General features: G+C 71.3%; 13 protein-coding genes. 11 read left to right on the forward strand and 2 right to left on the reverse strand.

Features of this window, described 5'->3' with window-relative positions:
* Positions 1-5: 5 nt before the first annotated feature.
* Both ACGWYL_RS11700 and rlmN read left to right on the forward strand, forming a co-directional pair.
* On the forward strand, positions 6-998 hold the full coding sequence (locus ACGWYL_RS11700) for a putative zinc-binding metallopeptidase (protein WP_179425141.1): 993 nt from the start codon (positions 6-8) through the stop codon (positions 996-998).
* Positions 999-1105: 107 nt separating this feature from the next.
* Positions 1106-2197 (forward strand): 23S rRNA (adenine(2503)-C(2))-methyltransferase RlmN, encoded by a 1092-nt coding sequence (gene rlmN / locus ACGWYL_RS11705; RefSeq protein WP_218846638.1) that lies wholly within the window; start codon positions 1106-1108, stop codon positions 2195-2197.
* A gap of 98 nt (positions 2198-2295) precedes the next feature.
* Here the strand turns inward: rlmN and ACGWYL_RS11710 are convergent, their stop codons facing one another.
* Both ACGWYL_RS11710 and ACGWYL_RS11715 read right to left on the reverse strand, forming a co-directional pair.
* Entirely contained in the window at positions 2296-2946 is a 651-nt protein-coding gene (locus ACGWYL_RS11710; RefSeq protein WP_395487267.1) for a response regulator, read from the reverse strand.
* Complete coding sequence (locus ACGWYL_RS11715) at positions 2943-4094, reverse strand: histidine kinase (protein WP_395487268.1); 1152 nt, start codon at positions 4092-4094, stop codon at positions 2943-2945. The genes ACGWYL_RS11710 and ACGWYL_RS11715 overlap by 4 nt, the downstream gene beginning before the upstream one ends.
* 129 nt (positions 4095-4223) lie before the next feature.
* Between ACGWYL_RS11715 and ACGWYL_RS11720 the strand changes: the two genes are divergently transcribed.
* The 9 genes from ACGWYL_RS11720 to ACGWYL_RS11760 are packed head-to-tail and all read left to right on the forward strand — an operon-like array spanning position 4224 to position 12200.
* Positions 4224-5135, forward strand: a complete 912-nt coding sequence (locus ACGWYL_RS11720) for an ABC transporter ATP-binding protein (protein WP_269306455.1) — start codon at positions 4224-4226, stop codon at positions 5133-5135.
* Positions 5132-5962 (forward strand): hypothetical protein, encoded by an 831-nt coding sequence (locus ACGWYL_RS11725; RefSeq protein ID WP_179425126.1) that lies wholly within the window; start codon positions 5132-5134, stop codon positions 5960-5962. The genes ACGWYL_RS11720 and ACGWYL_RS11725 overlap by 4 nt, the downstream gene beginning before the upstream one ends.
* 43 nt (positions 5963-6005) lie before the next feature.
* Complete coding sequence (locus ACGWYL_RS11730; protein ID WP_395487269.1) at positions 6006-6734, forward strand: enoyl-CoA hydratase; 729 nt, start codon at positions 6006-6008, stop codon at positions 6732-6734.
* Positions 6734-7192: an AMP-binding protein gene (locus ACGWYL_RS11735; protein WP_179425124.1), complete on the forward strand. Its 459-nt coding sequence runs from the start codon at positions 6734-6736 to the stop codon at positions 7190-7192. The genes ACGWYL_RS11730 and ACGWYL_RS11735 overlap by 1 nt, the downstream gene beginning before the upstream one ends.
* 53 nt (positions 7193-7245) lie before the next feature.
* The gene (gene dxr / locus ACGWYL_RS11740) at positions 7246-8466 is read left to right on the forward strand and encodes a 1-deoxy-D-xylulose-5-phosphate reductoisomerase (RefSeq protein ID WP_395487270.1); all 1221 of its coding nucleotides are present in this window, start codon (positions 7246-7248) and stop codon (positions 8464-8466) included.
* Positions 8463-9764: an RIP metalloprotease gene (locus tag ACGWYL_RS11745; RefSeq protein ID WP_269306462.1), complete on the forward strand. Its 1302-nt coding sequence runs from the start codon at positions 8463-8465 to the stop codon at positions 9762-9764. Before dxr ends, ACGWYL_RS11745 begins: the two co-directional genes overlap by 4 nt.
* A gap of 17 nt (positions 9765-9781) precedes the next feature.
* Positions 9782-10912: a flavodoxin-dependent (E)-4-hydroxy-3-methylbut-2-enyl-diphosphate synthase gene (ispG, locus tag ACGWYL_RS11750; protein WP_395487670.1), complete on the forward strand. Its 1131-nt coding sequence runs from the start codon at positions 9782-9784 to the stop codon at positions 10910-10912.
* A 41-nt stretch (positions 10913-10953) separates the two neighbouring features.
* Positions 10954-11820: a DUF4081 domain-containing GNAT family N-acetyltransferase gene (locus tag ACGWYL_RS11755; protein ID WP_179425120.1), complete on the forward strand. Its 867-nt coding sequence runs from the start codon at positions 10954-10956 to the stop codon at positions 11818-11820.
* 8 nt (positions 11821-11828) lie between these two features.
* The gene (locus tag ACGWYL_RS11760) at positions 11829-12200 is read left to right on the forward strand and encodes a hypothetical protein (RefSeq protein WP_179425118.1); all 372 of its coding nucleotides are present in this window, start codon (positions 11829-11831) and stop codon (positions 12198-12200) included.
* The last annotated feature ends 29 nt before the right edge of the window (positions 12201-12229 follow it).

The raw sequence follows: 12229 nt of genomic DNA on the forward strand, positions 1-12229 counted from the left end.
GTTCCGTGCGTGCGTTCGAGTGTCGTCGGTGCGGCAACCCCCTGTACTTCGAGAACACCGCGTGCGTCTCGTGCGGTGCCGAGCTCGGGTTCTCCCGCGAGGAGCGGGCGATCGTCCCCGTCGACGAGCAGGGCCGCTACGTCGATGCCGAAGGACTCGTGTGGTGGCGCTGCGCCAACCGCGAGCTGGCCGCGTGCACGTGGCTGACACGCTTCGAGGGCACGCTGTGCTTCAACTGTGTGCTCACGCGGACCCGCCCGAACGACCATGACCCCGAGGGCATGCGGGCGTTCCCCGGGGCCGAGTCGGCCAAGCGCCGGCTCATCGTCGAGCTCGACGCGCTGGAGCTTCCGATCGTCACGCGCGCGGAGGATCCCGAGAACGGGCTCGCCTTCGACCTGCTGTCCAGCGCGAACGAGCCGGTGACCACGGGACACCAGAACGGCATCGTCACGATCGACCTCGCCGAGGGCGACAGCGTGCACCGCGAGCGGTTGCGCCGTGACCTCGACGAGCCCTACCGCACGCTGCTGGGGCACTTCCGGCACGAGACCGGCCACTACTACGAGTCCCAGCTGGTTCAGGGCGACCTCATCGAGGCCGCGCGCGATCTCTTCGGCGACGAGCGCGCGGACTACCAGGAGGCCCTCGACCGGCACTACGCCGACGGCCCGCCGGCCGGCTGGACCGATCGCTACATCAGCGCCTACGCCACGATGCACCCGTTCGAGGACTTCGCCGAGACGTTCGCGCACGTGCTGCACATCGCCGACACGATCGACACGGCGCAGTCGTTCGGGCTGACGTCGGTGGACGTGGGCGCGTTCCGCTCGTTCCGCGACCTCGTCACGGGCGTCTGGATCCCGCTCTCGGTGGCGCTCAACCAGATCAACCGCTCGATGGGCAAGGACCCGCTCTACCCGTTCGTCATTGCCGGACCCGTGCTGGACAAGCTCGAGTTCGTCGCCGCGCTGTCGCCGCGCTTCCGCGCGCTCTGAGCCGTCCTCGCGCGGATTCGTTCCCGGTGGGCGCCGTCTGGGACACTGGGGACATGGCGAACGAGGTGAACGTTGCGGACGTGAATCCCAAGCCGTTGCCTCTCGTGATGGCACCGGCGCGTGGACGGGGCAAGCCCCCGCGGCACCTCGCCGACCTCTCGGGCGACGAGCGCAAGGCCGCCGCCGAGGAGCTCGGCCTCAAGCCGTTCCGGGTCAAGCAGGTGGCGCACCACTACTTCGCCCGCCACGAGCGCGATCCCGAGCACATGACCGACCTCCCGGCGAAGGAGCGCGACGCGATCGTCGGCGCCCTGCTGCCGCAGTTGCTGTCGCAGGTCCGCGTGCTCGAGGCCGACAAGGGCACCACTCGCAAGACGCTGTGGCGCCTGTTCGACAACGCGCTCGTCGAGTCGGTGCTGATGCGCTACCCCGACCGCGCCACCATCTGCGTCTCCAGCCAGGCCGGCTGTGGCATGGCGTGCCCGTTCTGCGCCACCGGCCAGGGCGGCCTGCAGCGCAACATGAGCACCGCGGAGATCATCGACCAGGTCGTCGACGCCGCGCACCAGATGGAGTCCGGCGCGATCCCCGGCGGCCCGGGCCGCCTCTCGAACGTCGTGTTCATGGGCATGGGCGAGCCGATGGCCAACTACAAGGCCGTCATCGGTGCCGTCCGTCGCATGGTGGCGCCCGCGCCCGACGGCCTCGGCATGAGCGCCCGCAACATCACGGTCTCCACCGTCGGCCTCGTCCCGCGCATGCGCCAGCTCGCCGAGGAGGGCATCCCGGTCACCCTCGCGCTCAGCCTGCACGCGCCCGACGACGAGCTGCGCAACGAGCTGGTGCCGATCAACAACCGCTCCAGCGTCGCCGAGACGGTCGAGGCCGCGTGGAACTACGCGAAGACCACGAAGCGCCGCGTCTCGATCGAGTACGCGATGATGCGCGACATCAACGACCAGGCATGGCGCGCCGACCTGCTGGGCGATGTGCTCAACTCGTACGGCGACTGGGGCTGGGTGCACGTCAACCTCATCCCGCTGAACCCGACGCCCGGCTCGATGTGGACCGCCTCGCGCCGCGAGGACGAGCGCGAGTTCGTCCGCCGCCTCGAGGCCAAGGGCATCCCCACCACGGTCCGAGACACCCGCGGCTCCGACATCGACGGCGCCTGCGGCCAGCTCGCCGCCGCCGAGTAACCGCCTTCCTGGTCCACTTCTGGAACGGTTTGCACGCTTTCCCGCGCTCGAACGGTGCATTCCGTTCCAAAAGTCGCGGGAGTCTCGATTCGAGCGCCTCAGAGGCGGCCGGCGTCGTGCATCGTGATGGCGACCTGGACGCGGTTCGAGGCGTCGAGCTTGGCGAAGATGCGCGAGATGTGCGCCTTCACGGTGGCGAGGCTCATGAAGAGCTCGGCCGCGATCTCGGCGTTCGAGCGGCCCTGGCCGACGGCATGGGCGACGTCGAGCTCGCGCTCGGTGAGGGTGGCGACGAGGCGCTCCGCGGCGGTGCGCCGCTGGTCGGCACCGTCCGCCGTGACCTGGCGGATGAGGTTGGCGGTGACGGCCGGCGACAGGATCGGCTCGCCCGCCATGACTGCCTGGATCGCTTGGACGATGCGCGGGGGAGGCGTGTCCTTCAGGAGGAACCCGGCGGCACCGGCGGCGAGGGCGCGCACGATGTGGTCGTCGGCGTCGAAGGTGGTCAGGACCACGACCTTCGGGGGAGAGGGCTCGGTGGTGATCACGCGGGTGGCCTCGATGCCGTCCATCACGGGCATCCGCAGGTCCATCAGCACGAGGTCGACGGGACGCTCGCGCACGGTGGCCACGGCCTCGCGCCCGTCGGACGCCTCGGCCACGACCTCGATGCCGGGGGCGCCGCCCAGGATGAGGCCCAGACCCGCGCGCACGAGCGGGTCGTCGTCGGTGAGCAGCACTCGAGTCACGCGATCCACGGCAACCACACTCTCAGGACGTGATGGCCGGCCACGACGGCGTGGTGCAGGCGGCCGCCGGCGAGCTCGGCTCGCTCGGCCAGACCCACGAGCCCGAGGCCCGAGGCGGGCAGGTCGGGAGCACGCCCTCCGGCCGGCAGCGGGTTCGACACCTCGATGACCAGGCCGTCGTCCGGACCGCCGGTGATCGCGAGGGCGACCCGCGCGTGCGGGGCGTGCTTGGACGCGTTGGTCAGGCCCTCCTGGACCGCACGAAAGGCGGTGCGACCGATGGACTCCGGCACGGTCGAGAGGTCGACCGACAGGTTGGAGTCGAGGTTCATCCCCGAGGCGCGGAAGTGCTCGACGAGGCCGTCGATGCCAGCGGCCGTGGGCTGTGGCGGCTCGGGGGCGCCGTCGCCCACGTCGTCGCGCAGGACGCCGAGCACCTCGCGCAGCTCCACGAGGGCCAGGCGCGAGCTCTGCTCGATGATGCCGGCGGTGCGGCGGATCTCCTCGGCGCCGAGGTCCTCACGGAAGGTGAGCGCCCCGGCGTGCATCGTGACCATCGAGATCCGGTGGGCCAGCACGTCGTGCATCTCCCGCGCGATGCGAGCCCGCTCGGCCGTGCGCGCCTGCGACACCCGGGCGGCCTGCTCGGCCTCGGCGCGCTCGGCGCGCTCCTGCAGCGTGGCCATCAGCTCGCGGCGCGAACCCACGTAGAGGCCCCAGCCGATCGTGAACCCGATGATCGTGATGACGAAGCCGACGTTGAGCAGCCACAGGCCCCGGTCGGTGGTGGGGTCGACGACCACGAAGACGAACGCCGAGACGAGGGTGGCGATGCTCACCGGGACGATCTCGCGCCACTGGCGCCGGGTGGACAGCGAGAACAGCGCCAGCGTGGCCGGACCGCCCGCCGTGGACGCGAAGGCGCTGGCGACGTTCGTGACGAGGGCCACCGTGACCGGGAAGCGCCGGCGCCAGAACACCAGGATGAAGCACGCGAGTCCGACGAGGAGGTCGAGCCACCACCACCAGCGCGCGTTCTCCCACTGCCAGGGGAACAGCGCCGACCACGCCACCGCGGAGATCGCGACAGCGACCAGGGTGCGCCACACGTGCCCCCAGAGGGACAGGGGAGGGGGCGGGGGCGTCACCGCCTCAGGATAGGCGCGACCCTCGGCGCGGCACCTCGGGCGAGGGGATGGCGCGCCCCCTACTTTCGGCTACCAGAACGAGCGTGTCGGCGTCTGTTGCGAGACCTCGGCACACGGCAGGGTGGAGTCATGATCGAAGTCCAGAACCTGTCCAAGTCGTACGGCGACTTCCGCGCCGTCGACGACGTCTCGTTCGTGTGCCGGCCCGGACGCGTCACCGGGTTCCTCGGGCCCAACGGCGCCGGCAAGTCCACGGCGATGCGGATGATCACCGGCCTGACCCGCCCCTCGGGCGGCACCGCCACCATCGGCGGCGCGAACTACGCCGACATCCCCAACCCCGGCACGCAGGTCGGCGTCCTGCTCGACGCCTCGGCCCAGCACGGCGGCCGCACCGGTCGCGAGGTGCTCGTCATCGGCGCCCGCGCGATGGGCCTGCCGATGTCGCGCGTCGACGAGATGCTCGCCCTCGTGGGTCTCACGCCCAAGGAGGCCAAGCGCCGCGTCCGCAACTACTCGCTCGGCATGCGCCAGCGCCTCGGCATCGCGCACGCGCTGCTCGGCGACCCGAAGGTGCTCATCCTCGACGAGCCCGCCAACGGCCTCGACCCGGCCGGCATCCACTGGATGCGCCAGCTGCTGCGCGAGTACGCGAACCGCGGCGGCACCGTCATGCTCTCGTCGCACCTGCTGCACGAGATCCAGATCATCGCCGACGACCTCATCGTCATCGGCCACGGCCGCATCGTCGCCAGCGGCACCAAGGACGAGCTGCTGCGCGCCGCCGGCACGCGGGTGCGGGCGCGCGACCAGGTCGCCCTGATCGGGGCGCTCGAGGCCGCCGGCCTCGAGGCGTCGGTCGCCTCCGACGCCGTCACCTCGACCGCGTCGCCCGAGGAGGTCGGCCTGGCCGCCGCGAAGGCGGGCGTGGCCCTGCTCGAGCTGCGCGAGGCCGACGGGGCGGGCCTCGAGGCCATGTTCCTGCAGCTCACCGCCGACGACCAGCGCGATGCCCTCGCCACCGAAGGAGCCCAGTCATGAGCACGACCACCACGAGCGGTTCGACGATCGACCTGTCGCGTCCCGCCATCCCCTTCTCCCGCGAAGTCAGGGTCGAGCTGCGCAAGATGTTCGACACCCGCGGAGGTCTGTGGCTGTTCATCATCACCGGTGGGCTGCTGCTGCTGGCCATGGTGCTCACGCTGCTCGTGCTGGCCCTGAACGACGACGTGACGATCACGGCGTCGGGCTTCTCCCAGATCATGACCATCCCGCTGTCGATCCTGCTGCCGGTGTTCGCGATCCTCTCCGTGAGCAGCGAGTGGAGCCAGCGCACGCACCTGACCACCTTCAGCCTGCAGCCCCACCGCGGCCGCGTCATCGGTGCGAAGTTCGCCGCCGTCACGCTGCTCGCCCTCGGTACGCTCGTCCTGGCGGCCGTCTTCGGTGCTCTCGGCAACGTCCTCTACGGCATGCTGACCGACCACGACGTCGTCTGGAACCTCACGGGCAAGGAACTGCTCTGGACGGTCGTGCTGCAGCTGGCGTTCTTCTGGATGGCCTTCGCGTTCGCAATGCTGCTGTTGAACACGCCGGCGGCTGTGGCCAGCTTCTACGTCGTCGCGCTGATCCTGCCGCTCGTGGCGTACCCCATCCTGATGGCCCTGTTCGGCTGGGCGCGCGATCTGCTGCCGTGGCTGGACTTCAACTACGCGGCCACGCCTCTCATCGCAGGCGAGGACGTCATGGGCAACTCGGTCGACGTCGGGGCGCTGGAGTACCTGCGCTTCGCGTTCACGTTCTGCCTCTGGGTCGTCGTGCCCGGCGTGCTGGGCTACCTGCGGGTCCAGCGCACCGAAGTCAAGTGACGCGGAGCCGTCCGCGCGATGGTCGCTCGCTAGGTTGGGTCGCATGCCCGACCTGCTGACCATCGCGCGCGACGGCGACGTCGTCGTCCTCACCCTCCGCCGTCCCGACCGGCGCAACGCGCTCAACCTCGCGCTGTGCCGCGAGCTGCACGAGGCCGCCACCGAGGCCGTCGAGCAGGGAGCCCGCGTGCTCGTCGTGACGGGGGAGGGCTCGGCGTTCTGCGCCGGTGCCGACCTCGACGGCGTCTACGGCGACGAGTTCATCGAAGCCCTGTACCGGATGCTGCACCACCTCGCGCAGGTCCCCGTGCCGGTGATCGCGGCCGTCAACGGCCCCGCGATCGGCGCCGGCACCCAGCTCGCGATCGCGTGCGACCTGCGCGTGGTCGACGAGCGTGCCCGGTTCGCGGTCCCCACGGCGCGCAACGGCATGGCCGTCGACGCGTGGACGATCCGCACCCTGGCCGACCTCGCCGGCAGCGGCCGGGCCCGCCGGGTCATGCTCGCCGCCGACACGATCGACCGCGACGAGGCCCTCACGTGCGGGCTGGCCGACCGGGCCGGCACCCTCGACGACGCGATCGCCTGGGCCCACGAGATCGCCCGGCTCGCGCCGCTCACGCTGGCGCACAACAAGCTCGTCCTCAACGGCTCGAGCCGCGACGACGAGCGCATCGAGCAGAGCTTCCGCGACGTCTGGGCCAGCCAGGACGTCAAGGAGGCGGCCCTCGCCCGCACCGAGAAGCGCGACCCGATCTTCAGGGGAAACTGATGGCACGCGTGCAGAGCATCGCCTTCCGCGCCCTCGACCGCCACGTGGTCGAGGGCCGCGCCGACGAGCTCGCGCTCGTCACGCCCTCCGGCTCGCTGTCCTACGCCCAGCTGCTCCACGAGAGCGCCTCGCTCGCCGGCGGCCTGCGCGACCTCGGCCTGCGCGCCGGCGCGCCCGTGGCGCTGTCCGTCCCCGACCGCCACACCTGGGTCGTGAGCGTGCTCGCGATCGTGCGTCTGGGCGCCGAGCCTGACCGCGAGGCCGGCTTCCGGATCGAGGGTGACCCGGCCACGATCCACACCGGTGACGAGAAGTACGAGCTCGAGCTCGTGCTGCGCGCCGGACGGGTCGATCCCGCTCGCGCCGAGATGCATGACGCCGGCGACTACGGCGAGCGCATGGAGCGCACGTACGGCGACGTGCTCGCCACGCTCCTGCACGGCGGCACCCTCACCTGACCGGCTCGCAGGGCTCGGCCCCGGGTTCGCCGGCCGGTGCCACAATGGACCCCATGAGTTCGCGGGTGGTCGTCCTGGGCTCGACCGGGTCGATCGGCACGCAGGCGCTCGACGTCGTGCGAGCCAATCCGGACCGGTTCGACGTGGTGGCGCTGGCCGCCGGAGGCGCCGATCCGGCGACCCTGGCATCCCAGGCGCTGGAGTTCGGCGTGGAGCTGGTCGCCGTGGCCAATGCCACCGCCGCGCAGGACGTGCAGCTCGCGCTGTACGCCGAGGCGCAGCGGCGGGGCTGGTCGGCGGGGGAGTACCGGCTGCCGCGGCTCGTGGCCGGTCCCGATGCGGCCGTCGAGGCCGCGCGGGTGCCCGCCGACACCGTTCTGAACGGTATGACCGGCGCTGTCGGCCTGATGCCCACCCTGGCCGCGCTGGAGACCGGTGCCACGCTCGCGCTGGCCAACAAGGAGTCGCTCATCATCGGCGGCGAGCTCGTGCTCGACGCCGCCAAGCCGGGCCAGCTCGTGCCCGTCGACTCCGAGCACTCCGCGCTCGCGCAGGCGCTGCGCGGCGAGGACCCCGAGGACGTGCGCCGACTCGTGCTCACCGCGAGCGGCGGACCGTTCCGCGGTCGCTCGCGCGACGAGCTGCTCGACGTCACCCCTGAACAGGCGTCCGCGCACCCCACGTGGGACATGGGCCCCGTCATCACGATCAACTCCGCCACACTGGTGAACAAGGGCCTCGAGGTCATCGAGGCGCATCTGCTGTTCGGGATCGAGTACGACCGCATCGACGTCGTCGTGCACCCGACCTCGGTCGTGCACTCGATGGTCGAGTTCGTCGACGGCTCCACGATGGCCCAGGCCTCGCCGCCCGACATGCGCCTGCCGATCGCGCTCGGGCTCTCGTGGCCGCGGCGCGTCCCCGGCGCCGTGCCCGCCTGCGACTGGACGTCGCCCACCGCCTGGGAGTTCTTCCCGCTCGACGACGAGGCGTTCCCCGCGATCCGCGTCGCCCGTCGTGCCGGAGCCTTCGGACGCACCGCCCCCGCCGTGTTCAACGCCGCGAACGAGGTCTGCGTCGACGCGTTCATGGCCGGCGACCTCGACTTCCTCGGCATCGTCGACACGGTGGCCGAGATCGTGGACGACCACCTCGCCGACCCGGAAGCGGCCACGGGTGACCTCTCCGTCGAGCGCGTCCTCGAGGCCGACGCGCGCGCCCGTGAGCGCGCTCGCCAGGTTGTCGCCGTCCGAGCAGGGACGGCCCGCCGATGATGTACGCGCTCGGGGTCATCGTCTTCCTGATCGGCGTCGCGGTCTCGATCGCACTGCACGAGGTCGGCCACATGTGGCCCGCGAAGAAGTTCGGCGTCAAGGTCACGCAGTTCTTCGTCGGCTTCGGCCGCACCGTGTGGTCGGTCAAGCGTGGCGAGACCGAGTACGGCCTCAAGGCCATCCCGCTCGGCGGCTTCGTCAAGCTCGTCGGCATGCTTCCGCCCGAGCGCGAGGAGCGCGACCACGACGGCCACCTCGTCGTCCGCTCGTCCAACACCGGCCTGTTCACCCAGATGGCCACCGACGCCCGCGCGGCCGAGTACGAGGACGTCGATCCCGCCGACGAGGACCGCCTGTTCTACCGCAAGCCCTGGTGGCAGAAGGTCATCGTGATGGCCGGCGGCCCCACCGTGAACCTGCTGATCGCCACCGTGCTGTTCGCGATCTCGTTCATGGCGTTCGGCGTGCCCACCCCGACCACCACCGTCGGTCAGGTCTCGGACTGCGCCATCACCGACGCCGAGGTCGGCCGCGCGTGCACCGACGCCGACCCGGTCACCCCCGCGCGGCAGGCCGGCCTAGAGACGGGCGACGTGCTCACCACGTTCAACGGCGAGCCGCTCGACGACTGGACCGAGGTCACCACGCTGATCCGCCGCAACGGCGACCGCGAGGCGACGATCGGCTTCGAGCGCGACGGCGCCGAGCGCGAGGTCACCGTGAACACGTCGGTGCTGGCGCGCGCGTCGGTCGACGACCCGGAGCGGGTCGAGAACGTCGGCTTCCTGGGCGTCTCGCCCACCTTCGTCAACGAGCGCCAGGGACCCGTCTTCGTCATCGACCAGATGGGGGAGATGATCGGCGCCACTGCGAACGCCCTGGTCCACCTGCCCGCCCGCATGGTCGACGTCGCGAAGGCTGCCCTCGGTGCCGAGCGCGATGCCGAGGGTCCCGTCAGCGTCGTCGGCGCCAGCCGCGTGGCCGGCGAGCTCGTCACGTACAACGACCCCACGTGGGGCGAGCGCGCGCAGCGCATCATCGGGCTGCTGGCGAGCCTCAACCTCTTCCTGTGGCTGTTCAACCTCATCCCCCTGCTGCCGCTCGACGGCGGGCACATCGCGGGGGCGCTGTGGGAGCAGCTGCGGCGCGTGTTCGCCCGCCTGCGGGGCAAGCCGGATCCCGGTTTCGTGGACGTCGCGAAGATGCTGCCGGTCGCCTATGGGGTTGGGCTCGTCCTTATAGTCATGGGTGTGGTCTTGATCTACGCGGACATCGTCAATCCGGTGAGGCTCTCGTGAGCGGGGTCGACCTCGGGATGCCCGAGGCGCCGCCGCCGGTGCTCGCACCTCGCCGGCCCACGCGCAAGATCAAGGTCGGCACCGTCGACGTCGGCGGCGACGCCCCGATCTCGGTGCAGTCCATGACCACCACGCTGACCTCCGACGTGAACTCCACGCTCCAGCAGATCGCCGAGCTCACCGCCGCCGGCTGCGACATCGTGCGCGTCGCGTGCCCCAGCCAGGACGACGCCGACGCGCTGCCCGCCATCGCGCGCAAGTCGCAGATCCCGGTCATCGCCGACATCCACTTCCAGCCGAAGTACGTCTTCGCCGCGATCGACGCCGGCTGCGCCGCGGTGCGCGTGAACCCGGGCAACATCCGCAAGTTCGACGACCAGGTCGGCGCGATCGCCAAGGCGGCCAAGGACGCGGGCGTCTCGCTGCGCATCGGCGTCAACGCGGGCTCGCTCGACAAGCGCCTGCTCGAGAAGTACGGCAAGGCCACGCCCGAGGCGCTCGTCGAGTCCGCCGTCTGGGAGGCCTCGCTGTTCGAGGAGCACGACTTCCACGACTTCAAGATCTCGGTCAAGCACAACGACCCCGTCGTCATGGTGCGCGCGTACGAGATGCTCGCCGAGCGCGGCGACTGGCCGCTGCACCTGGGCGTCACCGAGGCCGGCCCCGCCTTCCAGGGCACGATCAAGAGCGCCACGGCGTTCGGCGCGTTGCTCAGCAAGGGCATCGGCGACACGATCCGGGTCTCCCTCTCGGCCCCGCCGGTCGAGGAGGTCAAGGTCGGCATCCAGATCCTGCAGTCGCTCAACCTGCGCCCCCGCAAGCTCGAGATCGTCTCGTGCCCGTCCTGCGGCCGCGCCCAGGTCGACGTCTACACGCTCGCCGAGCAGGTCACCGCGGGCCTCGACGGCCTCGAGGTCCCGCTGCGCGTCGCGGTCATGGGCTGCGTCGTGAACGGACCGGGGGAGGCCCGCGAGGCCGACCTCGGCGTGGCGTCGGGCAACGGCAAGGGTCAGATCTTCGTCAAGGGCGAGGTCATCAAGACGGTCCCCGAGAGCCAGATCGTCGAGACCCTCATCGACGAGGCGATGCGCATCGCCGAGACGATGGAGCCGGTCGAGGGCGGTTCGGCCTCGGTCTCCGTGTCCTGACACCGAGTTGCAGCCGAAGTCCCGCGGGTAGTCTGGGTCACATGACCGAGGTGTGCGACCCGCCTGCCGCGACGTCCTCCTACGTGAGGCCGCTCGGTCGCGCCGACCTCGAGCTCATCCACGAGGTGCTCGACCGCGAGCCGCTCGTCGACATGTTCGTCCGCCACCGCGTGGACTCCACGCGCCTCGACCGCCGCTGGTTCGGCGCCGAGCTGTGGGGCTACTTCGAGGACGGCCAGGCGGTCTCGCTGCTGCACGTGGGGGCCAATGTCGTCCCGGCCCAGGCCACGCCCGCTGCCATCGAGGCCTTCAGCGAGCGACTGCTGACCCACGGCCACAAGCCGAGCTCGCTCGTCGGGACCGCCGCCACGGTGCTGCCGCTGTGGGACCGCGTGAAGGACGAGTGGGGCCCGGCGCGCTCACCGCGCCCGTCGCAGCCGTTCATGGTCCTCAAGCACGACAGCGACGTGCCGCTCGACCCGCGCGTGCGCCCGGTCCGGATCGACCAGGTCGACACGCTCTACCCGGCGTGCGTCGCGATGTTCACCGAGGAGGTCGGGGTCCATCCCGAGTCGGTGGGCTCGCCCAGCGGGTACCGCGCCCGCGTCACGCAGCTGGTGTCGATGGGCTGGTCGTACGCGATCATCGAGGACGACACGGTGCTGTTCAAGACCGAGGTCGGCGCCTCGACCGACACCGGCTGCCAGCTGCAGGGCGTGTGGGTGCACCCCGAGCTGCGCGGCACGGGCGTGGCCGCCCCGGCCCTCGCGTCCGTGATCCGTCAGGTGCGCCGCGCAGTGGCGCCCGCGGTCACCCTCTACGTCAACGAGCACAACACCCCCGCCCGCCGCACGTACGAGCGTGTCGGCTTCCGCCAGGTCGAGACGTTCGCCTCGATCCTGCTCTGAGAGGCACCATGTCCCGTCGCACCGATCTGGCGCTCGTCGCCGTCCCGTTCGCCGTCTCCGGCGTCATCCACCTCGTCCGTCCGCAGGTCTTCGAGCGGATCGTGCCGCGCTTCCTGCCGCGCCACCGCGAGATCGTCCTCGCATCGGGCGTCGCCGAGCTGGTCTGCGCGGCCGCGGTGATCGCACCGCCCACGCGCCGCGTCGGCGCCATCGCGTCCGCCGGCCTGCTGGCGGCGGTGTTCCCGGCGAACGTGCAGATGGCGGTCGACGTCGTCGGCAGCCGCCGGACGTCCCCGGCGTTCAAGGCCGGAGTCCTGGCGCGCCTGCCGCTGCAGTGGCCGCTGATCCGCGCCGCGCTCCACCTCGCGCGCTCCTCCTGAGCCCGTCGGGCGGTCACGTCGCCCGTCGC

Source organism: Aeromicrobium sp. JJY06, from assembly GCF_044069275.1.
Taxonomy (GTDB): domain Bacteria; phylum Actinomycetota; class Actinomycetes; order Propionibacteriales; family Nocardioidaceae; genus Aeromicrobium; species Aeromicrobium tamlense.